Origin of the sequence: Corynebacterium yonathiae, from assembly GCF_027570195.1 — a bacterium.
Classification (GTDB): Bacteria; Actinomycetota; Actinomycetes; order Mycobacteriales; family Mycobacteriaceae; genus Corynebacterium; species Corynebacterium yonathiae.
The window spans coordinates 55,292-78,686 of sequence record NZ_JAKMUZ010000014.1 but is presented as its reverse complement, the minus strand read 5'-3'; the positions used below and the strand labels follow the sequence as shown (position 1 = coordinate 78,686).

Sequence of the window (23,395 nt, the reverse complement as noted above, 5' to 3'; positions counted from 1 at the left end):
GTTTGGTTCAACAAGAGGGTGACCACGCGGGCACTCTTTCTTATTTAGCCAATGGTTAGTTCCATGCTTTTCCATATCGTGATAATTGGAAGCAATGGTGTCCCACCGAAGGTTTGTAACGCGGTTGTCTGTTTTAATCCCGTTGTTATGGCAGCAGACTAAGGTTGCATCCTCGGGCGTTCCGAGAAATGCTTTAGCAACCAACCTGTGAACAGTAAGCGCTCTTTTAGTTCCATTCCGACAAAGCCTCACACTGAGATAACCTCTACGGTTTAAAGAAGTGACTAGGACTTTTCCGTAACGTTTTTGCCTAACGCCATGTTTGTCTTCGACAAGTCTTGTTAACGACCTAACTCCTCCCTTGTTGGACACCTCATAGTGCCCCTCATATCCTGGGATTGGTCTCCATTCTTCTTTCATTTTGTTCTCTTTCTTCCCTCCCTGTTTGGGAGAGCGTGCCGGTGTGTGGACTTGAACCACACGAGTGCCCTTACCGGCCTGTTATTTACGTCCTTGGTAGTTCCCTCCCGCTTACGACGGGGTTCCTGCCTGTCGGCTTGGCCTAATGCTTCACGGACACGTCAACGTGGTTCTTAAGCCCGGTATCTTCTATCAGGACAATCCACTTTTCAGTTCTCTATACAGCGTTTTGCGCCCATGCCTAACCCCTTGGGGGTTAAGTCACTTTGACGAAAATTCGGGACATGACTGCCCCTAGTGCCCGTGGGGAGGCTTGCACTCCCCTGCCTGCTAGTCGGGCTAAAATAAACTCATGGCAATAACCGCACTCATAAGCGCAATAACCGGACTTGCCGCACTACTACTAGGAATCAAACAATTCCAACACGCCCGCCAATACGACGGTGCACACCAAATAGCAATGGGCTTCAGCAACTACGGAACCCCCACCGTCATCTCAGGAATGAAAGAGCCCATTGACGAAATCGAAATACGACTCCACTACCGGGGCTTCCAACCCCTCTACGGAGTCAAGATGTCCCTCCTCTGGGACAATGGTGAACACTGGGACCTCTACCCCGAGACTCAGCTTCAGCCTGGAGAAAAATTCGGCCCGAAGGTTCTAAAAATACCGTGTAGCGACCTGGATAAAGTACACCTACATGTCGCATGGCAGACTCCACATCCTGCCATTCTGAAAAACAAGATTCGGTATCAAGCACTCCGGATGAACCTGGCTCAAGAGGCTCAACAATGGCGATGGCGTCCATTCGAACACCTCCATCGGCGCCGGCACTCGCCACTCGGAAAGTGGAAGGCAATTCATAATTCCCCAACCGACCAACAGAACTTCCCCGGCTGGCCCCACGGCCCCGCAGCCAAGACCATAGACTGGTAAACATCAACAACACTCCTCTAAACGCATTCGACCAATACCGCCCACACACGTGGCTTTTACATATGCGCTAGGCGTAGTACTCATCCCACACCTGCTGCATCAGCTCCCGGTCGGCCTCGGTGTAGCCGTTAACCTGGCGCACCTGGCCGTTCGATAAGGTCAAGTCGTATTTCTGCGGTTCGCGTCCCTTTTCCAGCGTGTACAGTGCCTTCATGCGCTTACCGAACATTGGCGCCACGGACTTCATCTTCTTGTTGGACAGGTTCTTCGACTTCAAAAAATCCGCCGTGTACAAGGGGCGGGTTTCCGGGTCCAACTCCGGCACCTCACCTAGACCACGAGCCAAAACAATCCGCGCCTTCGCCTCCAAATGGTCAGGGTGGATAAGACCCTTCGCCGCCTGACACAACTCCATCCGCATCTGCGACTCACGCATCAAAGCATTCAACTGGTGCTCCTCGGCGCGGGGGTTGATGGCACCACCCTTGTGGAAGTAGGCATCGAGGGCATTAGCGGCTTCGAGTTGGTAGGCCTCAAGCGTTGGGCGGGCCGCTTCGGAGACACGGTTAGTGTCGATAGTGGCAAGCCACATCGTCAACGTCCGACGGTCAACCATGAACATTTCACGACTCTTTCCGTCCGCGCCAACCGAGGTGATAATCACCCCAGTTGCCCAGTTCTTTCCGTGGAGCTTTGCGCGCTGGCTCTTACTATCGATTCCAAGGGCGTCGCAGATTGGTCGAACTGCTGCCCATTCGGTGCCGTCGTGCTGCACCGCCATGATGGGGTTGGAAGTTCCGGGAATCGGGATAGTCACGAGCTGGTTATCCATTGTGATAATCTCCTAATTGAGTTGATTGTTCTTGGCTCGGTGTTCCAGCACCGGGCCTTTTCTTACGCAGCTAGTTCTTCTACTTGGTCGAACCAGGCGCCGATGTAGTTTTTGTCGCCTTGTAGGGCGGATACTCGTAGGGCGAGTTCTGCGGTTACCTTTGCTCCGGCGCGCAGCTTTGGAATGTCCTCTGTGCGTACTCCGATGAGCAGGGCTAGCTGTTCTTCGGTATGCAGGTTCCTAGAGCGCATGATTGCGTCTAAAGCTCCGGGGCGGAAGGTGAACCGGGGCGGTGCCATGACAGCCATGTAGTTACCTCCATGTAATTCTTGTGCTTGTGGCCGGTGCCGTTCTGCGCCGGTGTCCCCAGTATGGGCCAATAGTCCCTTCCGTGCAACTACCCCAGGGGTGGAACACCCCCGTGCATTACCCCTGCCATGGCGTTCTACCTGCATAAATTGCGGCATATAGCCACTGTCCCTATAGTGGGACTTATGAACGTAGAAGCCTGGTTTAAAGACCTCACCGATAGCTCGTCTCTTCGTGAAGCAGCCGAGAAGAGCGGAGTTTCAAAAAGCACTCTCTCGCGCAATCTCGACGCGAACACTATGACCCCCGAAACTGTCATTGCCTTATGTCGCGCTTATGACCGCTCCCCCGTCTCTGGCCTTATCGAAACCGAGTACATCAACGACTACGAACTACATGGCCCAGACGTGGAAATAGCTCTCCGTGAAGCCACTAACGAGCAGCTACTAGATGAAATCATGCGCCGTTCCGACCCGCAGGCGCGTTACCTTTTCGGCAACGAGGGCGACGAGGAAACCATCGGCTTAGCCCCGCATCTCACCCCCGTGTCGGACTCGTCTGCTTCACTACCAGATGACGATGACGGCATCGTCCGTGAGTTTGACTACTCCCCCGACGAGTACGCAGCCGACTCATCACCCAACGAGCAAGAAGAACGAGAGAAACGAGGTGAAGATTTGATTGATTAACACTGATGCCCTCATTGATGTGGCGCAGCGGCGCGGGTATCGGGTGAGGTGGCACCGTGGCGGGCCGAAAGCAGCATGGATACCCAGATGCAACATCATCACCCTCCGCCTAGGCATGGACGATGCCACCACACTGTGTTCCTTGGCCCACGAGCTAGGCCACGCACACTACGGTGACCCTCCCGGCCACCACGGCGCCCACGAAATACGCGCCGACAGGTTCGCCGCCCGACTCCTCATCAACTCCACCGACTACGCCACCACAGAGGCAATCTACGGACCACACCCCAACGTCCTAGCCCACGAACTAGGCGTCACAGTCAAAGTCCTAAAAACCTGGCAAACCCTACACGAAAGACAAGTAGCCTAATGACCCTCCTAAAAATTCTTGGCGAAGATTACACCCAAGAAGTCGACCGCGAAGGCTTATTCTTTTCCAACCTTCGTGAACTGGCCGAAGACAATTCAGCGGCCCCAGGGGAAGAGATTGAACTCGACCTTGAGCTACTGCCAGTTACTGATTACTACGGCATGGACAAAGCGATCATCGTCCGCGAATCAATCAATACTTTGGGCTGGCTGCCAGAGGAGGACATGGACTATTGGTGGCAGCTTGCCTGTGCTGTCCACGACGCCGGCGGCACCATCGAAGTACCCGGACGCGTATGGACTAGCCGCGATTGGGAGAAAGACTTCTACGCCTCGGTGCGCTTGGATATGCCCACCATGGCGGAAGCAGAGACCGAACTCGAAAATGATGGTGTAGAGCTCACTTCCGCAAATCGAAAAGCGTGGACGAGTTTCAGCAACTACATTGAGGAATACTGGGACCCACGCTGGGTGGAAGCCCACGGAATGACCGAGCAGGAAGTAGAGCAGCGGGCAGAAGCTACCCGCCGTGAAGTTGAGGAATACCGCGCCCAGAGAAAGCTCGAGCAAGGACACACGAGTCCATACGGCGGTTGGCAGGAGTCGCATGCCCAGCCCTCCCCTTACCCCCAGGATTTGCAGCAAGACCGCTACCACGCCGATGGCGGTTATGCGCCGCAATACCTCCCAGCGGCTCATATCAGCCTGCCGTTGCTGTGGTTCCTGTGGCTTTTCCTAGGCCTTTTCGGCGGACATCGTTTCTACCTCGGCAACATCGGAATCGGCATAATCCAATTGTTCACCGCAGGAGGTTTCGGAATCTGGTGGCTGATAGACGCATTCATCATGCACAACCGAGTCCGCGCCCTTGAGTCCGGTGCAGAACCACGCATCAAGTTTTAAAGCCTTAAAAATTCCCTCTACGAAAGGACAGCAGCATGAAAAAGCTACTCCCCCTCCTCGTACTCTCCACACTCATCTTCACAGGATGCAGCAACGCTGATACGCAACAAGAAGAAAGCAAAACTGTAAACGTCGCCGGCCAAGACTGGGAATGCCAGCCGGTGCCAGATGAAACGATGCAGCGAATCATAGGTGGCGACAAGTGGGACGACGGTGCTCACGCCACCGTGGACAAGGCTGTCATGGTCCAGGGCGAGGACAATAACTTCATTGCTGCGAACATCACCTGGGAAGGTGAAGATGAACCGTTTGCCGCAGACTTCACCACTCCTAAAGACGGCAGTGGCCCCATCACTTCCGCCAACCCTGGAACCGCCGAGCTATTCAACTGGCCCGAGACCCCAGGCGGACCGTACGACGGCACCAACGCCGCAAAAGAATGCCTAGGATAGACCCCAGACTAACTCAAAGCCCTCACCAACACAGCCACTCCTCCACGATAGGTAAACAGCATGAAAAACGAGGAATTCACGCAGGACACGACCGCCGCCAACAAATCTGGTAGCCCCAAAGAGCAACAAGTACTCACGTTACGATTCACTGGAGAAAACGGCGACGGTACCTCTTTCCACGAACTTCGCGCCAAACACATATCAGAAGTACTTGAGGGAATCTCAGAACTAACTCAAGACTTCGATAAAGCCGGGGCCTTCCACAACTCCGGGCCAAACACCAGAGATCTCTTTGTAAGGCCCGCACAACAAGGCTCATTCATTATCGAGTTGGTACAAGTAATCGTCGATAGCGAAGCGGCTCAAACGATCGCCGAAAACCCCGTTGAAACAGGTGCAGCACTAGGGGTTCCCTCAGTTAGCCAAATTCTATGGGCAGCAATTCGAATATTTAAAGACCAGCTCAAAGACTTTGAATACCTTGAAAACGGGAACGTGAAAATACTTTGGAAGGACGATACTGCTTCCGAGGTAACCCCCGCTGTCTGGGAAGAACTCAACAAAAGGAAGCGTCGCAGAAGAAAACAGCTCCGGGAAATAATGCGCCCGATGGAAGACGCACGGGTAAATAAACTAGAGGTCGGCAGCACAGCAGACGAACCTAAACAGGAGCCTATTTCCTTAACTAAGGACGACTTTAAAGCTGTTGCACCAGATGACAGCGAAGAGGAAGAGTTCGATATATTCGAAACTTCTGGTCAACTATCAGCTATCGATTTTGATGACCCAGACAGGTGGAAAATTAAGACTCCCTTTGCTACGAGAGTGGCAACCGTTGAAGATGAAGACTTCCTCAACAAAGTTGGAAACGGTCTATATCTAAATTCGACGGACTCATTTGAATTAAAAATCCGTGAAGATCGTGTCACAAAGAATGGCAGGACCACTAAGAGATGGACTATCCTCAAGATACAAAAGAAAGGTGGGGCTAATGAAGATGAATCAGATTCAGCCATCTGACGAGCTACCACGCTATTCGGAGCCCAAAAAAGTCATCGATCTCAGCAGCGTACTGCTTCTAGCAATTGGGGTCATTTCTGGGTTGTTTGCATTTCATTTAACTCAAACAACTGATTTAAATGCATTAGTGATTGTTCCATCTGTGGTTGCGGCTACTACCGGAGCATTGAATTTGACCACCATTAAGGGCGCCCGGTAACTCTTCACGGGGCAGTGGTGGAAATTTCACCGCCAAGTTCTATCTCGAAACCTGAAAAGTAACCGCCGAAAGTCCACAAAACAGTCTCGGCGGAAGCCGCAAAAGAATGCCTCGCGCAATAACCCGAGGATGGTCCCCTAACGAACGGAGGCCACATAATCAGAAGAAAGGCCACCAGGCACATAACTACAAGGATGAAAAAGAGCTTGGTGGCCTTCTCCCGGAGAACCCATCACATACAACACAGGCGAAATGCGATGGGTGACCAGGGAGAGATCGCCCCTGGACATCAGTCAGAACAATGTAACTGACCGACAAGACTTACCTTAATATTAAGAAACTCATAAATCTATTATTCAAACTGTGGCATTCACCTCACACCATAAAAGAAAGGCCACCAGACCAGCAGCGCCTCCTGCAAACGCTGCCCAAAAGCCTAGTGACCTTCCAAAGCCGGCAGTCTATATCACTCATATCATCATTCATTTTCCCAAAGAAGGGACTACAAAAGGAAACTGCCGGCACCCGGATTCAACGAGCAAAACCGAGTGAACCTGAGTTTAGTACAAGCTTTTGCTTAATGTCTACAAAGAAGAAGAGGCGTCACCTTTTACTGCAAATGCGACGCAGTTGTTGGTGACGCCTTTATCAGCTTCGAAGCCTGAAGCCTGATTTTGGTTTATCGTCCGAAGTTCTGGACTGCGAAGAGTTTTCCGTCTTTATCCTTAGCAACTCCTATGCCAACAGATTTTGCGTCGGGGTCAAGAAGGATTTTCCGGTGCCCTGGAGAATCGGCCCACAATTTAACTAGCTGAGCGTTGGAATAGTCGTCCCATGCTTGGAGTACGTTTTCTCCGCCTGCCGGAATGCTAGAGGGATAGTATTCCCAGTGATTGGGGCGGTGTTGTAGTTCGCCCTCTTGGGCTAGGTGGTTTGCCCAGTCTTGGGAGAGGTGGTTAAGGGCTGGGCTTTTGCGTACCGGTTTGCGGCCGTTGACTATGCGCACACCGTTGGTGTGGATGTAGATGGATTCTGCCCGTACAGCGTTTGGTTCTATGCTGGCGACTTTGCTGGAGGCCTGGGAGGAAAGGCCGTTAGCGGACACGGTGTCGCTGCTGAGGTCAGAAGATGCAGTTTGGGCTTGTGCTGGTGCTGCGATGCCCCCTGCGATGAGGGCTAATGTAACCGCGATGGGTGTGGCGAATTTTGCTGGTTTAGGGATGAGCATTGTGTGCCTTTCTGAGAGAGCGAATGTTGGAGATGGTTTTCATTCTCCCTCACTGCCCAGGATAGGCACTTTCCTATCATTGTCCACCGGTGAGAAGCTTTCTCATAATACTTATCATATAAATATTGTTTGATCTGTGAATTTTTAGCTTTTTCTTAGTTAAGAAGCGATGTGCGCCACAATAGGATATTTTTACCCGCCGCATTCACCCCCAAAATTTCCCCCACCCCAAAAAGTAAAAGTTTCCACGCCACATACATCTAGGGGCCCAATTCAGACACCGAAAAGGCCGCTAGGGGTATAAACCAGGAGTATGAAAGGGGCCTATACCGCCTAGCGACCGTCACACGAAACACCTTTCCACATAAATGAAATCACCATGGAAAAGGCTAAGAGGGAGGAGTCGCACCCTCTGCCAGCCAGAACTAATAAGCCGTGACTGACACCAATACTTTAACCAGCAAAACCAAAAAGCCGCAAACACTACACAGACAAAGGGACACACCAAGACATTCCCAAAAGTAACGATTCGACGTCTCCACCCCCTTGTTACCCCTCCCCCGCAAAGCAAACATCATCGCTAGAAACATAAGAGCTCAGTAAGAGTTGCGCCTAGAAAACCTACACTAGAGGCCCGAGCTTTCTCTTCGTCGAGCAAGAACGCTAACACCATCCACCCCAGTCAATGGCACCCCGCTAACACCATGGACAATCAAAGCCATCACAAACCCTGTGCATTCCAACACAAAAACCTGACTTTTTCTTTAATGCAGACTAATATGCCGTTTTGCCCGTAAAGAAATCCCTCAAGAATTCACCCAAGGAGACATCATGCTACGTAAGGCAACCATCGGCCTGACCACCCTGGCCATTGCCACTACCACCGCCATCGCACCAGCAATGGCAGACAACACCATCACCTCCGAAACCGTCCCAGCAGACGCCATCGCCACCACCGAGACCGCCCCAGAGCAGGAGGCCAATTCCTCCAAACTCAGCAAGGACGACATCCACAACAAGCTCGAGGAACTCTCCAGCAAGCACCAAGAAAACAAGCAAGACCGCGAAGCAAAGCACGAAGCGCACAAGAAAGAATTCGACGCCAAGCTCGACGCACTTTCCAGCAAGACTGAAGACTTCAACGCGAAGGTCGACAAGTTCATCAAGAACATCGACTTTGACAAGATTCAGGACGCACTAAAGGTTGTCGAAAAAATCATCATCATCGCGGGCAAGCTCGCTTAACTAAAACAAACTCCACCAGTGCTCTGAGCGTTACTACAACGCCCAGAGCATTTTTCTATCCCCACCCCAACACAATGTCTTCTATCAAATCCTACAAAACCAACAAGGGAAAAGCCTGGCGCGTCCAATACCGCTCCCCCGATGGCAAATCACGCACAAAGCGTGGATTCCGCACAAAGAACGAAGCCCAAGCATGGTCGGATAAAAATGCAGTGTCGATTCGTGAACAAGACTGGATAAACCCTAATTCAGGCCGTGTAACAGTCACTGAGCTTGGAAACACATGGTTGAGTACATTGTCGCATGTTAAGCCGTCAACGCGGGAACTGTATCAACAAGTGTGGCGCGGATGTGTAAAGCCAGAGTGGGGACTAGCGGCGGTGGCGTCGATTAAGCCCTCCGAGGTTCAGCGGTGGGTATCGGGGTTGGAGTATTCACCGTCGTGGGTGCGGCACGCGCATAATGTTTTGGCACAGGTACTGGATGTTGCGGTAGCGGATAGGCGTATTCGTGAAAATCCGGCGCGTGGCGTGAAACTGCCACGAAAGGTGCCGACGGTGAAGGTCTATTGGACGTTAGAGCAGTTGCGGTTGTTCGCTGCGGAGTGTGGTGACCGTGAAGATCTTATTTTGCTTTTGGGGACGTCGGGTTTGCGGTGGGGTGAGGCTATCGCGCTTCGCCCTTGCGATTTGAGCCCCGAGCGGAATCGGATCCATGTGGTGCGCAACGCTGCAAAGGTGGGCAACGGCATTCGGGTGGGCACGCCTAAGACACACGAGCGACGAACGGTGGCGGTGGCGTCGCATGTGATGAGAATGTTGGCTGATAGATGTGTTGGTTTGGATTCGGAAGAGTTGTTGTGGACAGCCCAGCGTGGTGGGTGGTTACGCACACCGGGGCATAATACGTGGTTTGACGGGGCATTGAAGCGAGCGATGGTGAAGGACCCGTCGTTGGCGCGTGTGACTCCGCATGGGCTTAGGCATGTGGCTGCAGGGTTGCTGGTGAATGCGGGGGCGAACGTGTTGGCAGTGTCTCGCCAGTTGGGACATGCTGATGCGTCGGTGACTTTGCGGGTGTATGCGGAGTTGTTTGATGATGGGTTGGATTCTGTGGCTGCGAAGTTGGATGAAGGGTTTTCGGATGTCGTCAATATGTCGTCAATTGGGGCTAAAAGTCCTGTTTAGCTGGGGTGTTAACTAGGTTCGAGTCCTGGTGGGGAAGCTTTTTTAGTTTTTCTTCCTGCCCCGACGAAAGCCTTTGAGCTCGGCTTTCTTCGCAATGGCAGCCACTTGGGCCGCGGTGTAATTAACGGGGGCTACACCAGCGCGGGGCAACACCCAGCCGCGCCAATAGGACAAAATGGCCATGCCGCTTCCGACAATCGGGGAAATAATCATGCCGAGGGCAAACTGTCCGTTGTGGGCAAAGGTCACCATAACGACGCCGGTCAGGATGGACGGCACGGCATAAAGGGGGCTGCCGCCGAAGATAGAGGGGATTTCCCCAGAAGCAACATCGCGAACCATTCCGCCTCCCACCGCGGTAAGCACGCCAAGGAACACGCAGGGAATAAGTGGCATGCCGTGTGTGAGTGCCTTGACGCAACCGGTAGTGGACCACACGCCGAGGATGACGGCATCGCCATGTTCGCGGAAAAGCTCCCATGCCTTGCCCTTGAGATCGATTAAAAACGCAATGAGTGCACCACCACAGGCAAGCCCTAGGTACCACGGGTCCGAGATCGCTGCGGCTGCTCCATCGCCGATGAGCATGTCACGAATCATGCCGCCTGCCAACCCAGAAAAGAGCGCAAGGAACACAAAGCCCACGATGTCGAATTCGCGGCGGCGCGCAATGGTGCCGCCAATGATGCCGTTCAAAATCACCCCTAAGAGATCGAAGGCTTGGTACAGCGAATTGATGAGGGGATCAACATCATGCATGATTCTTAGGCCTCCTGCCGCGCGGGTAGAATTTCGGCGTGACTGCGGCCGTGTTTTACTCTCCGGCGTGTCAACATGGCTTTAATTTAACCAACTCATTTCTCTGAAAGATCGAATTTCTCATGTCTCAATCCAATGCCCGGTATTTCATCTGGTCCAATGGCCTGCAAAATTTGGGCGATCAGATTGTGGCGGCCAAGACGGTGCTGCCAGCCCTCTTTGCTGCGGCCGGAGTGCCTGCATTCTTTACCGGTTTGCTCACCCCTATTCGGGAGTCCGGTTCGATGCTGCCGCAGGCGGCGCTGACCCCGTGGGTGACTACGCATAGGGCCCGCAAGCGCCTGTGGATTATCGGTTCGCTGGGCCAAGCGGTATCCGCTGCGGTCATTGCGCTAGCGGCATTTTTTACCCGCGGGGCGCTATTGGGCGTGGTGGCGCTGATGGCTTTGGCTGCCCTTTCCCTTTTCCGCGCACTGTGCTCGATTGCGGGCAAGGACGTACAGGCGCGCACGATTTCCAAGGGTACGCGCGGCCGAGTAACCGGTAGCGCGGCGGCGCTCGGTGGCGGTGCCACTTTGCTGACCGGCGTTATCCTTTACTTTTTGGGCGAGCTCAGTATCCCCATGATGGGCACGGTCCTCGGCGTTGGCGCGGCCACGTGGGCCATCGCCGCGTGGGTATTTTCCCACGTGGACGAGCCGGTGCCGGAGGAAACCGAAGGGGGCATCGACAAGCACTGGTGGAAAGACACCTGGCAGCTTTTTACTAGCGATGGGCAGTTTCGCAACTTCGTTATCGTCCGCGCGCTTCTTTTGGTCTCGGCGCTATCTACCTCTTTTATCGTGCTGCTCAGCAGCAACCTTTCCGGGCTGTACGGATTCGTGCTTGCCTCGGGCCTAGCCTCGTTGGTGGGCGGACGGATCTCCGGTGTGTATTCGGATAATTCCTCCAAAAACACCATGGCTGTAGGAGCGGCTGTGGCCTCCCTCGTGCTGGTGCTTTTGGTCGCCAGCTCGCACTGGGCCCCAGATAGCATCAATGCCTGGGTCATGCCCATTGGCTTTTTCGCCGTGAATCTAGCGCACACGGCCATTCGCGTGGCACGTAAGACCTACGTGGTGGACATGGCCGGCGGCGATAAACGCACCCAGTATGTAGGTGCGGCCAATACGATGATGGGCGTCATCTTGCTCATCGTCGGTGGCATTTCCTCCGTGGTTGCTCTGGCCGGACCAGAGGCAGCACTACTCTTTCTTGCCCTGATAGGTTTCCTTGGTGTGTGGCGCGCCCGCGGCCTGAAAGAGGTTTCTCACACATAAACCGCACTCGGGCTATAGGATGTAGTCCGGATAAGAAACAGACTCGACCCCCAGGAGTTCAATAACCCGTGGTAGCAACAACCTCGTGTGCTGTAGTCGTCCTTGCGGCTGGCGCCGGCACCCGTATGAAGTCCACCAAGCAGAAGACCTTGCATGAGATTGGCGGACGCAGCTTGCTCGGCCACGCTCTGCATGCCGCAGCCGGGATTAATCCGGAACGCATTGTCACGGTGGTAGGCCACCAGCGCGACCAGGTCTCCCCCGCCGTAGATGCCATCGCTCAAGAGCTGGACTGCGAGGTGCTGCAAGCGGTGCAGGAAGAGCAGCTGGGAACCGGCCACGCAGTGGCTTGCGGCTTGGAGCCGATTCCGGAGTTCGAGGGCACCATCATCGTCACTAATGGCGACGTACCACTGCTTACCCCAAAGACCATCGAGGGCCTGCGCGCTACCCACACCGAGCAGGGCAATGCGGTAACCGTGCTGTCAATGCGTTTGGAGGATCCCACCGGTTATGGTCGCATTATTCGCGCTGCAGACGGCAGCGTGTCTGCCATTGTCGAGCAAAAAGATGCCACCGAAGAGCAGCGTCAGCTCAACGAGGTTAACTCCGGCGTCTTCGCTTTTGACGGCCGCGTGCTTGCCGACGCCCTCCAGAAGCTCGACTCCAATAACGCCCAAGGCGAGCTATATATCACCGATGTGCTCGAGATTGCCCGCACCGCTGGACACGGCGTCGGCGCGCATGTGGCAGCGGATCCGGCCGAACTTGCGGGTGTCAATGACCGCGTGCAGCTCGCCACTGCCGGCCGCGAGCTCAACCGACGCACGGTGGAAAAGGCGATGCGCGGCGGAGCCACCATCGTAGATCCGGAGACCACCTGGATTGGGGTCAATGTCACCGTGGGCTCCGATGTCATCATTCACCCCGGCACCCAACTATGGGGAACGACCAGCATCGCCGATAATGCCGAGATTGGTCCTGACACCACTCTGACCAATATGCAGGTGGGCGAAGGTGCTTCCGTTGTGCGCACTCATGGCAGCGATTCTGTCATCGGCACCAACGCTAAGGTCGGCCCGTTTACCTATATCCGTCCGAAGACCGTGGTGGGCGAGGATGGAAAGCTCGGCGGCTTCGTAGAGGCAAAGAATGCACAGATTGGCCGCGGCTCCAAGGTGCCGCACCTGACCTATATCGGCGATGCCACCGTAGGCGAGCAATCCAATATCGGCGCCTCTTCCGTCTTTGTAAATTACGACGGCGTGAACAAGCACCACACCACCATCGGCAGCCACGTGCGCACCGGTTCTGACACAATGTTTATCGCTCCGGTCAATGTCGGTGATGGCGCGTACTCCGGTGCGGGTACAGTAATAAAAGACGATGTTCCTGCGGGAGCACTCGCAGTCTCCGGTGGCAAACAGCGCAACATCGAGGGCTGGGTTCAAAAGAAGCGTCCGGGTACTCCCGCGGCTGAGGCCGCAGCCCGTGCGCAGGACAACGAAAAGTAAGGGGCATATTCTCCCATGACTGGCAAGGTAACTGGTAGCAGCAAGAACATGAAGCTCTTCTCTGGGCGTGCACACCCAGAGCTGGCAGAAGCTGTGGCTAAGGAGCTGAAGACGGATCTGGTTCCTACTACCGCTCGTGACTTCGCCAATGGCGAAATCTTTATCCGCTTTGAAGAGTCCGTGCGTGGTGCAGACTGTTTCGTAATGCAGTCGCACACTCAGCCACTCAATAAGTGGCTGGTGGAGCAGCTCATCATGATCGATGCTCTCAAGCGCGGCTCCGCGAAGCGCATCACTGCCATCCTGCCCTTCTACCCATATGCACGCCAGGATAAGAAGCACTTGGGCCGCGAGCCGATTTCCGCTCGCCTAGTGGCAGACCTCCTGCAGGCAGCCGGCGCGGACCGCATCGTCTCCGTGGACCTGCACACCGATCAGATTCAGGGCTTCTTCGATGGCCCGGTTGATCACATGCACGCTCAGCCCATCCTGACCGATTACATCAAGTCCAAGTACGCCACCGATAACATCACCGTGGTCTCCCCAGATGCTGGCCGTGTCAAGGTTGCGGAAAAGTGGGCCCATGACTTGGGCGATGCCCCGCTAGCCTTTGTACACAAGACCCGCTCCAATACCGAGGCCAATAAGACGGTGTCCAACCGCGTGGTCGGCGATGTTGAGGGCAAGGACTGCGTGCTTCTCGACGACATGATTGACACCGGCGGTACCATTGCCGGCGCCGTGCGCGTACTGAAGGACGCCGGTGCCAAGAAGGTCATCATTGCCTGCACCCACGGCGTCTTTTCCGATCCCGCCCGCGAGCGTCTGTCTGAGTGCGGTGCGGAGGAAGTTATCACCACCGATACCCTGCCGCAGTCCACCGAAGGCTGGTCCAACCTCACGGTGCTGTCCATCGCGCCGCTGCTGGCACAGACCATCCACGAGATCTTCGAGAACGGTTCTGTAACCACCCTCTTCGACCGCGCCTAAACAACAATTACTTAAAGGTGGTGAGCATGACTTTTGCTCACCACCTTTAATTTTTGCTGCGAGGTCGCGGCAAGTCTCCTAGCCTAAATACTGTCATTTGCACTCTCTCTTTTGAGGTTTTAAGTGAAAAAGGTATTTCTACTAGCTCTCGCATATTTTAGTTCCGTTGTCGGTGCCGGATTCGCTTCCGGCCAAGAGCTCTTGCAGTACTTCACCGCCTTCGGCATATGGGGAATTGTTGGAGCCTCCGTAGGGCTAATCCTCGCTCCGTTGACCATCATGATTGCAATGCAGTACGGCTCCTACTTTCAGGCGACATCCCACGGGCGCGTGTTTTCCTCGATTGCTTCTAAGCCGGTTGCACGCTTTGTGGACTACGCCATCATTTTCACCCAGTTTTGTCACACTTTTGTCATGCTATCTGGCGGGGGAGCCAACCTGCACCAGCAATGGGGGCTACAACCATGGGTGGGTTCTGCACTCATGGCTGTCTTGGTCCTCATCGTCGGTTCCATGAATGTGGGGAAGGTGACGAGCGTCCTCGGAGCGATCACTCCCTTCGTGCTGATCTTGCTGCTTTTGGCCGTGGGCGCGGCATTCATTGATCCACCCTCTGGGCTACAACAGGCGCATGATTTTGCCACCGCCAACGTGGACTCCCCACTCCCTTTCTGGTGGGTTGCAGCCTTGAACTACCTTGGGCTTGCGCTTATGGCTTCGACCGCGATGAGCATTGTTATGGGCGCGGACACCCTAAATTCCAAGCAAGCGGGACGGGGAGGTTTCTTCGGTGGCCTACTCTTTTCCGGAATGCTGGTGCTTTTGGTAATTGCTCTGCTGCTTAGCGTGGAAGATGTCTGGGACGCCGACCTGCCTACTCTTGCAATGCTGAATGAGATTCACCCTTGGTTGGGAACCGCGGCCGCTGTCTTTATCTACCTGATGATTTTCTCCACCGCGATTTCCAATTTCTACGGAATGGCACGACGCCTCAGTGCTCGCCGGCCACATCGGTACATGCCTATCTTGGTCGCTAGCGTCGTGATCGCATTCATTTTGTCGTTTGTTCCTTTTGGCACCCTCGTCGGCATAGTGTTCCCGGTATTGGGTTATATCGGCATCATCGTCATCGGCTTGCTCATCTATACTTGGCTGCGCCGCGGGCGCGGCATCGTGAGTGCTGAATCTCGCCGCCGCGACAAGATCCGCGCACTAATTCTTCGCATGATTGACCCGAAGCAAAAGTTCACCACGGCGGACCAATCTCAGCTTTCTCGTGAGGTTTATAATTCCAATTTGTCCGGCGCACACCTGCGCAACGAGCTCGCCGGCGACGTCATCGCGGAACTTGACAGTGAAGATGACTCTTCTTTCCACGCGGAGGATTACCAGCTAGAAGAAGACTGGAAAAAGCTAGACGCAACGCATCCTGCCGCAGAGAAGCTGCGAGATCCGGATGCAGAGCATTTCAACGTCCGAAAGAACGATCATGACCGCTAAAAACTTGGACCGGAGTTTTGATTTATAGTTGCCTGACGTGCTAATCTAACTCAGTCTCGGCGAGGGCGACCTCAGGATGAGGAAGCCGTTATCGACGCGATTGAAGTTAGAGCATGTTGCTTTTATATACGCCTGCGATGACTCGTCCAAGACGTCCATCGGCAGGCTTTCGTCGTTTTTATCGCGTTGGCCGCGCCGCACTACTTTGACTAAGGAGAATGAAGCATGGCACAGCGCCCAGTAATCAAGGCTGAAGCACGTACCGAGTTTGGCAAGGGTGTCGCACGCCGCCTGCGCCGCGACTGGAAGGTTCCAGGCGTCATCTACGGTGCACACCAGGAGCCGGTTCACTTCGCAGTTCCGCTGCTGGACATCCAGTCCCTCGTCCGCAATAACGGTGTCAACGCCGTTTTGGAGCTGGAGATCGACGGCGAGCAGTACCTGACCATGGTTAAGCACGTTGACCAGAACGTCCTGACCTTCGACATCGACCACGTTGACCTGCTCGCCATTAAGCGCGGCGAGAAGGTTGAGGTTGAGGTTCCGGTTACCCTGACCGGCGAGCCGGCCCCAGGCACCATGCACATCCAGGATGCTGACGTACTGCTGGTTGAGGCAGACGTACTGAACATTCCGGAGGAGCTCGAGGTTTCCATTGAGGGCCTCGAGGATGGCGCGGTTATCACCGCTGCCGATGTCACCATGCCGGAAGATACCACCCTGGTGGCAGAGGAAGACACCGTTATCGTCTCCATCTCCCTGCCTGAGGTTGATGAGGAGCTCGAGGAAGCAGCCGAGGCTGCTGAGGAAGGCGGCGCTGACGCTGGCGCCGAGTCCGCAGATGAGGACGAAAAGTCCTCCGACTCCGAGGAGTAATCCCCTCCCCTTCAAGCGCGTAGGCCGCCGTGAGAATCTCTTCTCGCGGCGGCCTTGCCGTATTTCTTGGCACATATGAGACAATTGAGCTCGTGACTCCACTTCTCGTAGTAGGCCTTGGCAACCCTGGCCCCAAGTACGCAGGAACCCGTCACAATATTGGCTTCGATGTAGCTGATGAACTCGTTGGCGAGCTCATGAGCAGCTTTTCGGTACATAAAAAGACCAATACCGAGGTCGCCGAGGCCATGGCGGGCGGCCGCAAGATTATCTGTGCCAAGCCACGGTCGTTCATGAACCTCTCCGGCGGGCCAATCAAAGCCCTAAGCCAATATTTTCATCTCTCCGCCGCCGATATCATCGTTATTCACGATGAGCTGGAGCTTGATTTCGGCACCATTAAACTGCGTCAAGGCGGGGGCGACCACGGCCACAATGGCCTGCGTTCTACCACAAAGTCCCTGGGAACCAAGGACTATCAGCGGCTTTCGGTAGGAATCGGACGCCCGCCTGGACGCATGGATCCAGCATCGTTTGTACTCAAACCATGGACAAAGCAGGAACGGGCGGAAATACCCATCATTTGCGCATACGCGGTTGATGAAATCCTGCGCGTAATATAGTCGCCATGAAACTGGCTACCCTACGCACCGGCTTTGGCACCTCCGCTATCCGCATCGACGGCGATAATGTAGGCGTCGAGTTGGATTATGAGGATGTGGGCCAGCTGCTACGCAGCGAAGATTGGCAGAAGGCCGCACAGCTTTCCGGCGAACCCGTAGTCTTCAATCACGCTGACTTGGAGGCCGTAGTACCGAATCCCGGCAAGATTATCTGCGTCGGGCTCAATTACGCCAAGCACATACGCGAGATGGGACGCGAATTCCCCGAACACCCCACCTTGTTCATCAAGTTCGCCGATGCCCTTACCGGCCCCTATGATGATGTCTTCATTCCAGAATATGCCACACAGAAGCTGGATTATGAAGGCGAGCTGGCGGTCATCATCGGCGAGCGCGCCCACCGCGTCAGCCAAGATGAAGCCCTAAAACACGTGGCCGGCTACGCCATTATGAATGACTACACGCTGCGCGATTTCCAACGCCAGACTAGCCAATTCCATGCCGGTAAATCTTTTTATCGCACCGCCGGCTTCGGCCCCTGGTTAACCACCGCGGATGAGTGGTCACCCGGGTCCGGTGCCCTACTTACCACTTCCGTAGACGGGGAGGAAAGGCAGCGCGATAATACCGATGACCTTATCTTTTCCGTCGCTGAGCTCATCCAATTTTGCTCGCAGCTCTATCCGCTTAATCCAGGCGATGTCATCGTTACCGGCACACCGGAAGGCGTGGGCTTTGCCCGCACTCCACAGCAATTTATCGAGGATGGACAGAACGTCACCATCGCCATCGAAGGCTTGGGGCATATTTCCAATACAACTTATTTCGGCGAACCAGGCTGCGGTCCAGGCTGCACCTGTTCTTAAGCTGTGCCCAGGTTCTCACTCCAAAGAGGGCGGTGCAGTTTTCTCCCCTGCTAGCAACGGCAGTTAAGCTGGGGTAATGAGCACTAAGAGCAGTAAAGCCCCTAAGAAACTCAACAAGAAGGCCTACGAGAAGGAACTCGAGCGCCTTCAGGCAGAACTCGTGGACATGCAGCAGTGGGTCGTTGAAACTGGAGCCCGCGTCGTCATCATCATGGAAGGCCGCGACGCCGCCGGCAAGGGCTCCGCGATTAAGCGCATCACCCAGTACCTCAACCCACGTACCTGCCGTGTCGAGGCGCTGCCCGCCCCGAACTCCCGCGAGCAGGGCCAGTGGTACTTCCAGCGCTATGTGGAAAAGTTGCCAACCAAGGGCGAGATCGTCATCTTTGACCGCTCTTGGTACAACCGCGCCGGTGTCGAACGTGTCATGGGCTTTTGCACCGATCAGGAATACGTCCGCTTCTTGCACCAGGCACCTACCTTTGAGCAGATGCTGGTAGAAGACGGCATCATGCTGCGCAAGTACTGGTTCTCTGTCTCCGATGAGGAGCAGATTAAGCGCTTTGAGTCCCGCCGCAATGATCCGCTGCGCCGGTGGAAGCTCTCCCCTATGGATCTGCAGTCCATTACCCGCTGGGAGGACTACTCCCGTGCCAAGGATGCGATGTTCATCCACACCGATACCCCAACCGCGCCGTGGTACACCGTGGAATCAGAAGACAAGAAGCGCTCCCGCATTAACGTCATTTCGCACCTTCTGAGCACCATTCCGTACGAGAAGCTCGAGCGCGAGATGCCGGAAATTCCGCAGCGCCCGGATTCCGATGGCGAAACCTATGAACGCCCTGCCCGCGAAGAGTTCCGCTACGTGCCGGACGTCGCCGCCAAGCTAGAGCGCAAGTCCGAGCAGAAGACGGCAAAGAAGACGTCCAAGAAGGGCAAGAAGAAGGATAAGAAGAAGTAGCAGCACCGGCTGTATTACTATCTTCTTTTATGAGCACTGACACCGTCGCGCAAGCGCGTTTAGGAGATAAAATCCTCACTGCGGTGGCGGTGCTCATTGCGCTATTTTATGTCATTTCTGCCGCGAAGAATCCCAGCATAATTGAGATTATTCAGGCAGGTCTATCGTTGCTATTCCTGCCATTTATGTGGGTCTGGCGGAGCCGTCCCGTGCTCAGCGCCACGGGCTTTATTGTGCTGCTCGCGGCATGGGCCGTAGCTTGGATGAGCCAGCTGCCCACCAATCTAGGGCTTACCCCCTGGGCCCTGACGGCACCCATGGCGGTGTATGCCACCTCCCGCTATGTCACGCGCCGCGTTATTCCCCGAACGGTACTGGCGCTGGCGATTCTTGGCTCCTTCATCTCGCCATTCATGTGGCGCATTGATCCGGAGTCATTCCTGCTGCACTACCAGCTAGACCGCCGCTTCTTGGCCATGCTGGTGGTGCACTGGGCAGTTTTGGGCAGCACCTATTTCATAGCCGCGCGCTACTTTGACTTGGCGCGCCAACACGAGCGGCTAGCCCAGGAGCGTTTCCACCAAGCCCAAGAAGAAGAACGCCTGCTCATTGCTAGGGAATTGCACGATGTACTCGCTCATTCTCTTACTTTGATCAAAGTTCAGGCGAATGCCGGGATCATTGCCGGGCGTGTAAATAGTGACGCTGCCCAGGATGCTCTTGCCACTATTCGTGAGGGCGCGGATTCTGCATTGGAAGAGGTCCGCGGCATTGTCACGGCACTGCGGAGCACCGGCCCCTCCGCTCTCAAACCGACAGAGCAGCTAGAGCACCTCGAGGGCATCATCGACGGTTTCCGCGCGGCGGGCTTAGAGATTGCAGCGGACTTACCGGTGACCTATGAGGCGCCTGCACTTACGCAATTGGCCTTGGTACGTATCATTTCTGAAGGCCTGACCAATGCTCTGCGCCACCAAGGCCCCGGCACGCACGTCGAAGTAGAGCTCGCGCTTGCCGACGCCGCCCGGATCACCCTAACCTCTACCAATCCCTCCCCGACTCCCAGCGAAGTCCCAGGTAGCGGCGTGGGCCTAATCGGTGTGGAAGAACGTGCCCTCGCATTGGGTGGAAAGCTGGAGAGCTGGGGCGATGCCACAAATTTCACCCTGCTCGCCGAGCTTCCGTTGCAGAAGGAAAACCGTGTCTAAGATTCGTGTACTGCTTGCCGATGACCAAGCGCTGCTCGTCGCCGCTTTGTCCACGATCCTCAATGCTCAGGATGATATTGAGGTCGTTACCACCGCGCACACCGGCAACGAAGCCGTTACCGCGGCGATAAGCCACCGCATTGACGTCGCCATTTTGGATATCCGAATGCCTGGGATGGACGGTATTGCCGCGGCTCAAGCCATCCTTTCTCGGGTGCCTGACTGCCGAATCATCATGCTCACTACGTTTAATGAAGATGATTTGGTGGCTCAATCTATCACCGCTGGCGCGCATGGGTTCCTCCTCAAAGACGCGGAACCGGAAGTATTGGCGGGGGCTGTTCGGGACGTCGCCAAGGGCGAATCGGTCCTAGCCGCTAAGGTAACCGGCCCAGTCTTGCAGACCTACCGCGCCGCAATTGCGCGCGGGCAGCTGAGCGCGCAAGAGCGCCAAGGCTTAAGCCTTGTCACCCGTCGCGAGCGAGAAGTCTTAACCCTCATCGCCCGCGGTGCCACCAACGCGGAAATTGCCCGTGAAATGGTCATCGCGGATACGACTGTCAAGACACATATTTCCTCTCTGCTTTCCAAACTGGCTGCACGCGACCGCGTAGCTCTAGTGCTCTTGGCGCAAAAGGCTGGCATCGCCTAAGCCTCCTACCGTGGTAGGAGAACTTCGCGCTAAGGTCCACAGCCTGGGCGGAGGTTATTGCGGCGCTGTGCTGCAAGACTAGGCGGTATGAGTTTTGAGATCTCCTTTGAACGCGTCAACAAATCCTTTGGCTCCCACGCGGTACTGCGGGATGTGGATTTTCGTATCACCCCTGGCCGAGTCCACGCCCTGCTAGGACGCAACGGGGCCGGAAAATCCACCCTCTTTTCCATCTTCCTTGGCCTGCTGCCGGCAGATTCCGGAATAGTACGCGTGGCTGGTGCTCCTTGGTCACGTGAAGTACTCGACCATGTGGGTGCATCCGTGAACGGGCCCGCCTTCTACGGGCATCTTTCCGCCGCTGCCAACCTGCGCGTACATACCCGCTTGCTAGGCCTGCCGGAGTCTGAGGTAGAGCGTGTTTTAGCCATTGCGGGGCTCACCGAGGTCGGTTCCAAGAAGGCCAAGTCCTTTTCCACTGGTATGAAGGCCCGCTTGGCATTGGCGCAGGCCTTATTAGGTGATCCAGAAATCTTGCTACTGGATGAACCTCAAAATGGTCTTGATCCACAGGGCATAGTGGAGCTGCGTACTTTGCTGCGAGACTTGGCAGCAGCCGGCCATACTGTTGTAGTCAGCTCTCATCAGCTTGGCGAGGTCCTTCATTTGGCCGACGACATCACCATTTTGTCTCAGGGCACCATTCGCTACTCCGGGTCCTTGCAGGAGCTTGCCCCCAGCGGCCAATTGGAGTCCGCGTTCTTCCGCCTCACCTCCCTGGGTGGTGAGGCCGATGTTTAAGCGCTACCTTTCGGCAGAGCTGCTGCGCAGTCGCGGCAGCGCTGTGCAGTGGCTACCTCTTCTCGCCTTACCGCTTGCGCTAATGACCATAGTCTTTTCTGCTATCGCTTCCCCGGCTAAGGATGCTACCGGTGTTCTCGGCTGGCAATCTATGTTTGTCACCGGCATGTACGCCCCACTCGTTGCGGTATTTGCCGCGGTTACAGAGCGCCGAGAGGTTCTCGCCCGCGGCGGCGGCACCTGGTGGCGCCGTCTCACTACTCGCTACGAACACACTGCACGCTTGGTGGTAGTGCTCGCCAGCTTGGCCGCGTTCCATCTCCTCAACTTTGGGGTGTCCTGGGCAGTAGTGTTCGCACAAGGCCGCGAACAGCACAACCTCGTGGCACTCGCCGGGCTATATTCTTTCCTCGGTGCTATTGGCATTGCTGGCCTTGCCTCTGCCTGCTCGCGACGCTATGGCCTTGGCGCGACACTAATACTCAGCGTTATCTGGCAGGTTTTAAGCGTGACTTCCAAGGTCGTCGAAGGCCCTATGTGGTGGGTTTTTCCACCAGCTTGGCCCATGCGACTCTTGCTTCATTCACTGCGCATTCATCAAAATTCCGTGCCCTTGGATCCAGGCGATCCGCTCCTGCAAGAAAATCCGCTGCCGGCCCTCGCTCTGACGCTACTTCTCGCAGTAATGGGCATCTATGCGGCCATCGTCACTCCGCGCCGCCTGCGCCGCCTCGCCTTACCTCGCCGCGGCCAGACGACCCCTGCCTTTAGCGGCGCCACTGCCACGTGGCGCCCGGCCACAGCACCGCGTGCCACCGCCCGCCCCCGCTTTGCAGGCGCGCTAGTTGGTCTCCACCGGGCGGCGTGCAGCCCAGCGGTTATCGCCTGCTTGGCGTTAAGTGCCTTGGCATTGCTATTTCTTACCCTTTTCTATCCTCCGACTTACGTCCAGGGCTTCTTTGTTTTTCTGCTTCTCCCCGTAGGGGCAGGTGTGCTACCGGTTATGGTGTGGCCATTACTCGCGCCGGTATGGCCGCTCAGCCACATGGAATCCCGCCATTGTTCCAGCGCCCTCCTCTGGTGGTTTTTCGGGATAGTATCCGCAGTATGCATGGGCGCTTCGCTCGCGCTTATTGCTTCTGGCAGCCCGGCTTCGACGTCGATCATCCAACTGCCCCTAGCCATTGGGGTGGGATATGTGATTTCGGTATTCTCTCTTCTCATCGTGATTCGTCTGGGCATCATGAGTGGCCTGGCACTGTGCATCGTCTGCACTATCGTCTCCGTGACCTTGGGTGGAGACGTCCTCGCTAGAACCCCGCTGTGGTTGATCGCCTTCCCCGCATGGCCCATGAACGCAGATTCCCCTGCCCGCTATATTCTGGCAGTGGTGTTGACAGGAATCTTCGCCACGGCTGGCACGTGGATGGTCATCCGGCTGCTTAAGACTAAAGCGCTGCGACCGGCAAACTAAGCCGAGTGGTGCTCGGTGCTCAAACCTTTTACGCCTTGCTGAAAATACCCCGGAAAACG

General features: G+C 55.5%; 26 protein-coding genes. 21 read left to right on the top strand and 5 right to left on the bottom strand.

The window, feature by feature from the left end; all coding sequences use genetic code 11:
* The coding region (locus L8V22_RS08330; protein ID WP_269966460.1) for an NUMOD4 domain-containing protein at nt 1-420 on the bottom strand (420 nt) is incomplete at its 3' end.
* A 352-nt stretch (nt 421-772) separates the two neighbouring features.
* Here L8V22_RS08330 and L8V22_RS08325 point away from each other — a divergent pair.
* Complete coding sequence (locus L8V22_RS08325; RefSeq protein ID WP_269966459.1) at nt 773-1,357, top strand: hypothetical protein; 585 nt, start codon at nt 773-775, stop codon at nt 1,355-1,357.
* Between the two features lie 67 nt (nt 1,358-1,424).
* On the opposite strand, the gene L8V22_RS08320 is transcribed toward L8V22_RS08325, so the two are convergent.
* Both L8V22_RS08320 and L8V22_RS08315 read right to left on the bottom strand, forming a co-directional pair.
* Complete coding sequence (locus tag L8V22_RS08320; protein ID WP_269966458.1) at nt 1,425-2,189, bottom strand: phage antirepressor N-terminal domain-containing protein; 765 nt, start codon at nt 2,187-2,189, stop codon at nt 1,425-1,427.
* Between the two features lie 62 nt (nt 2,190-2,251).
* Nucleotides 2,252-2,497, bottom strand: a complete 246-nt coding sequence (locus L8V22_RS08315; RefSeq protein ID WP_269966457.1) for a hypothetical protein — start codon at nt 2,495-2,497, stop codon at nt 2,252-2,254.
* Between the two features lie 186 nt (nt 2,498-2,683).
* Between L8V22_RS08315 and L8V22_RS08310 the strand changes: the two genes are divergently transcribed.
* The 6 genes from L8V22_RS08310 to L8V22_RS08285 are packed head-to-tail and all read left to right on the top strand — an operon-like array spanning nt 2,684 to nt 6,130.
* Complete coding sequence (locus tag L8V22_RS08310) at nt 2,684-3,187, top strand: helix-turn-helix domain-containing protein (protein ID WP_269966456.1); 504 nt, start codon at nt 2,684-2,686, stop codon at nt 3,185-3,187.
* Complete coding sequence (locus tag L8V22_RS08305; RefSeq protein WP_269966455.1) at nt 3,180-3,557, top strand: ImmA/IrrE family metallo-endopeptidase; 378 nt, start codon at nt 3,180-3,182, stop codon at nt 3,555-3,557. The genes L8V22_RS08310 and L8V22_RS08305 overlap by 8 nt, the downstream gene beginning before the upstream one ends.
* The gene (locus tag L8V22_RS08300; RefSeq protein ID WP_269966454.1) at nt 3,557-4,459 is read left to right on the top strand and encodes a TM2 domain-containing protein; all 903 of its coding nucleotides are present in this window, start codon (nt 3,557-3,559) and stop codon (nt 4,457-4,459) included. The genes L8V22_RS08305 and L8V22_RS08300 overlap by 1 nt, the downstream gene beginning before the upstream one ends.
* Before the next feature lie 35 nt (nt 4,460-4,494).
* Nucleotides 4,495-4,911: a hypothetical protein gene (locus L8V22_RS08295; protein WP_269966453.1), complete on the top strand. Its 417-nt coding sequence runs from the start codon at nt 4,495-4,497 to the stop codon at nt 4,909-4,911.
* Nucleotides 4,912-4,971: 60 nt separating this feature from the next.
* Nucleotides 4,972-5,931 (top strand): LAPAL motif-containing putative phage structural protein, encoded by a 960-nt coding sequence (locus L8V22_RS08290; RefSeq protein WP_269966452.1) that lies wholly within the window; start codon nt 4,972-4,974, stop codon nt 5,929-5,931.
* Nucleotides 5,903-6,130 carry a hypothetical protein gene (locus tag L8V22_RS08285; protein ID WP_269966451.1) on the top strand — a complete coding sequence of 76 codons (228 nt, stop codon included), beginning with the start codon at nt 5,903-5,905 and terminating at the stop codon, nt 6,128-6,130. Before L8V22_RS08290 ends, L8V22_RS08285 begins: the two co-directional genes overlap by 29 nt.
* 679 nt (nt 6,131-6,809) lie before the next feature.
* Here L8V22_RS08285 and L8V22_RS08280 read toward each other — a convergent pair.
* On the bottom strand, nt 6,810-7,358 hold the full coding sequence (locus L8V22_RS08280) for a CAP domain-containing protein (RefSeq protein WP_269966450.1): 549 nt from the start codon (nt 7,356-7,358) through the stop codon (nt 6,810-6,812).
* Nucleotides 7,359-8,189: 831 nt separating this feature from the next.
* Here L8V22_RS08280 and L8V22_RS08275 point away from each other — a divergent pair.
* Nucleotides 8,190-8,603 (top strand): hypothetical protein, encoded by a 414-nt coding sequence (locus L8V22_RS08275; protein WP_269966449.1) that lies wholly within the window; start codon nt 8,190-8,192, stop codon nt 8,601-8,603.
* A gap of 74 nt (nt 8,604-8,677) precedes the next feature.
* Nucleotides 8,678-9,790 (top strand): site-specific integrase, encoded by a 1,113-nt coding sequence (locus tag L8V22_RS08270; protein ID WP_269966448.1) that lies wholly within the window; start codon nt 8,678-8,680, stop codon nt 9,788-9,790.
* A gap of 42 nt (nt 9,791-9,832) precedes the next feature.
* On the opposite strand, the gene L8V22_RS08265 is transcribed toward L8V22_RS08270, so the two are convergent.
* Nucleotides 9,833-10,549 carry a trimeric intracellular cation channel family protein gene (locus L8V22_RS08265; protein WP_238801585.1) on the bottom strand — a complete coding sequence of 239 codons (717 nt, stop codon included), beginning with the start codon at nt 10,547-10,549 and terminating at the stop codon, nt 9,833-9,835.
* Between the two features lie 122 nt (nt 10,550-10,671).
* Between L8V22_RS08265 and L8V22_RS08260 the strand changes: the two genes are divergently transcribed.
* The 12 genes from L8V22_RS08260 (at nt 10,672) to L8V22_RS08205 (ending at nt 23,336) form a co-directional block, all read left to right on the top strand.
* Complete coding sequence (locus tag L8V22_RS08260) at nt 10,672-11,868, top strand: MFS transporter (RefSeq protein ID WP_238801584.1); 1,197 nt, start codon at nt 10,672-10,674, stop codon at nt 11,866-11,868.
* 68 nt (nt 11,869-11,936) lie between these two features.
* Nucleotides 11,937-13,382: a bifunctional UDP-N-acetylglucosamine diphosphorylase/glucosamine-1-phosphate N-acetyltransferase GlmU gene (gene glmU / locus L8V22_RS08255; protein ID WP_238801583.1), complete on the top strand. Its 1,446-nt coding sequence runs from the start codon at nt 11,937-11,939 to the stop codon at nt 13,380-13,382.
* 15 nt (nt 13,383-13,397) lie between these two features.
* Nucleotides 13,398-14,372 carry a ribose-phosphate diphosphokinase gene (locus L8V22_RS08250; protein ID WP_005323655.1) on the top strand — a complete coding sequence of 325 codons (975 nt, stop codon included), beginning with the start codon at nt 13,398-13,400 and terminating at the stop codon, nt 14,370-14,372.
* A gap of 123 nt (nt 14,373-14,495) precedes the next feature.
* Nucleotides 14,496-15,872 (top strand): YkvI family membrane protein, encoded by a 1,377-nt coding sequence (locus L8V22_RS08245; RefSeq protein ID WP_238801582.1) that lies wholly within the window; start codon nt 14,496-14,498, stop codon nt 15,870-15,872.
* Between the two features lie 225 nt (nt 15,873-16,097).
* Nucleotides 16,098-16,748 (top strand): 50S ribosomal protein L25/general stress protein Ctc, encoded by a 651-nt coding sequence (locus L8V22_RS08240; RefSeq protein ID WP_238801581.1) that lies wholly within the window; start codon nt 16,098-16,100, stop codon nt 16,746-16,748.
* Nucleotides 16,749-16,840: 92 nt separating this feature from the next.
* A complete protein-coding gene (pth, locus tag L8V22_RS08235) occupies nt 16,841-17,371 on the top strand; it encodes an aminoacyl-tRNA hydrolase (protein ID WP_238801767.1) in 531 nt (176 codons plus the stop codon).
* Nucleotides 17,372-17,376: 5 nt separating this feature from the next.
* The gene (locus tag L8V22_RS08230; RefSeq protein WP_238801768.1) at nt 17,377-18,237 is read left to right on the top strand and encodes a fumarylacetoacetate hydrolase family protein; all 861 of its coding nucleotides are present in this window, start codon (nt 17,377-17,379) and stop codon (nt 18,235-18,237) included.
* A 76-nt stretch (nt 18,238-18,313) separates the two neighbouring features.
* Entirely contained in the window at nt 18,314-19,201 is an 888-nt protein-coding gene (ppk2, locus tag L8V22_RS08225) for a polyphosphate kinase 2 (protein ID WP_049379112.1), read from the top strand.
* Between the two features lie 29 nt (nt 19,202-19,230).
* Entirely contained in the window at nt 19,231-20,409 is a 1,179-nt protein-coding gene (locus L8V22_RS08220) for a sensor histidine kinase (protein ID WP_238801769.1), read from the top strand.
* Nucleotides 20,402-21,061 carry a response regulator gene (locus tag L8V22_RS08215; RefSeq protein WP_238801770.1) on the top strand — a complete coding sequence of 220 codons (660 nt, stop codon included), beginning with the start codon at nt 20,402-20,404 and terminating at the stop codon, nt 21,059-21,061. The genes L8V22_RS08220 and L8V22_RS08215 overlap by 8 nt, the downstream gene beginning before the upstream one ends.
* Before the next feature lie 87 nt (nt 21,062-21,148).
* The gene (locus tag L8V22_RS08210) at nt 21,149-21,862 is read left to right on the top strand and encodes an ATP-binding cassette domain-containing protein (RefSeq protein ID WP_238801771.1); all 714 of its coding nucleotides are present in this window, start codon (nt 21,149-21,151) and stop codon (nt 21,860-21,862) included.
* The gene (locus L8V22_RS08205) at nt 21,855-23,336 is read left to right on the top strand and encodes an ABC-2 family transporter permease (protein WP_238801772.1); all 1,482 of its coding nucleotides are present in this window, start codon (nt 21,855-21,857) and stop codon (nt 23,334-23,336) included. The genes L8V22_RS08210 and L8V22_RS08205 overlap by 8 nt, the downstream gene beginning before the upstream one ends.
* Nucleotides 23,337-23,395: the final 59 nt, after the last annotated feature.

What these genes read in the sequence shown, in the direction of transcription:
- ppk2 (WP_049379112.1), top strand. Translation starts at nt 18,314, where the DNA reads ATGAGCACTAAGAGCAGTAAAGCCCCTAAGAAACTCAACAAGAAGGCC.
- L8V22_RS08240 (WP_238801581.1), top strand. Translation starts at nt 16,098, where the DNA reads ATGGCACAGCGCCCAGTAATCAAGGCTGAAGCACGTACCGAGTTTGGC.
- L8V22_RS08210 (WP_238801771.1), top strand. Translation starts at nt 21,149, where the DNA reads ATGAGTTTTGAGATCTCCTTTGAACGCGTCAACAAATCCTTTGGCTCC.
- L8V22_RS08275 (WP_269966449.1), top strand. Translation starts at nt 8,190, where the DNA reads ATGCTACGTAAGGCAACCATCGGCCTGACCACCCTGGCCATTGCCACT.
- L8V22_RS08310 (WP_269966456.1), top strand. Translation starts at nt 2,684, where the DNA reads ATGAACGTAGAAGCCTGGTTTAAAGACCTCACCGATAGCTCGTCTCTT.
- L8V22_RS08320 (WP_269966458.1), bottom strand. Translation starts at nt 2,189, where the DNA reads ATGGATAACCAGCTCGTGACTATCCCGATTCCCGGAACTTCCAACCCC.
- L8V22_RS08285 (WP_269966451.1), top strand. Translation starts at nt 5,903, where the DNA reads ATGAAGATGAATCAGATTCAGCCATCTGACGAGCTACCACGCTATTCG.
- L8V22_RS08290 (WP_269966452.1), top strand. Translation starts at nt 4,972, where the DNA reads ATGAAAAACGAGGAATTCACGCAGGACACGACCGCCGCCAACAAATCT.
- L8V22_RS08250 (WP_005323655.1), top strand. Translation starts at nt 13,398, where the DNA reads ATGACTGGCAAGGTAACTGGTAGCAGCAAGAACATGAAGCTCTTCTCT.
- L8V22_RS08265 (WP_238801585.1), bottom strand. Translation starts at nt 10,549, where the DNA reads ATGCATGATGTTGATCCCCTCATCAATTCGCTGTACCAAGCCTTCGAT.
- L8V22_RS08280 (WP_269966450.1), bottom strand. Translation starts at nt 7,358, where the DNA reads ATGCTCATCCCTAAACCAGCAAAATTCGCCACACCCATCGCGGTTACA.
- L8V22_RS08270 (WP_269966448.1), top strand. Translation starts at nt 8,678, where the DNA reads ATGTCTTCTATCAAATCCTACAAAACCAACAAGGGAAAAGCCTGGCGC.
- L8V22_RS08300 (WP_269966454.1), top strand. Translation starts at nt 3,557, where the DNA reads ATGACCCTCCTAAAAATTCTTGGCGAAGATTACACCCAAGAAGTCGAC.
- L8V22_RS08230 (WP_238801768.1), top strand. Translation starts at nt 17,377, where the DNA reads ATGAAACTGGCTACCCTACGCACCGGCTTTGGCACCTCCGCTATCCGC.
- L8V22_RS08205 (WP_238801772.1), top strand. Translation starts at nt 21,855, where the DNA reads ATGTTTAAGCGCTACCTTTCGGCAGAGCTGCTGCGCAGTCGCGGCAGC.
- L8V22_RS08325 (WP_269966459.1), top strand. Translation starts at nt 773, where the DNA reads ATGGCAATAACCGCACTCATAAGCGCAATAACCGGACTTGCCGCACTA.
- L8V22_RS08260 (WP_238801584.1), top strand. Translation starts at nt 10,672, where the DNA reads ATGTCTCAATCCAATGCCCGGTATTTCATCTGGTCCAATGGCCTGCAA.
- L8V22_RS08315 (WP_269966457.1), bottom strand. Translation starts at nt 2,497, where the DNA reads ATGGCTGTCATGGCACCGCCCCGGTTCACCTTCCGCCCCGGAGCTTTA.
- L8V22_RS08220 (WP_238801769.1), top strand. Translation starts at nt 19,231, where the DNA reads ATGAGCACTGACACCGTCGCGCAAGCGCGTTTAGGAGATAAAATCCTC.
- L8V22_RS08295 (WP_269966453.1), top strand. Translation starts at nt 4,495, where the DNA reads ATGAAAAAGCTACTCCCCCTCCTCGTACTCTCCACACTCATCTTCACA.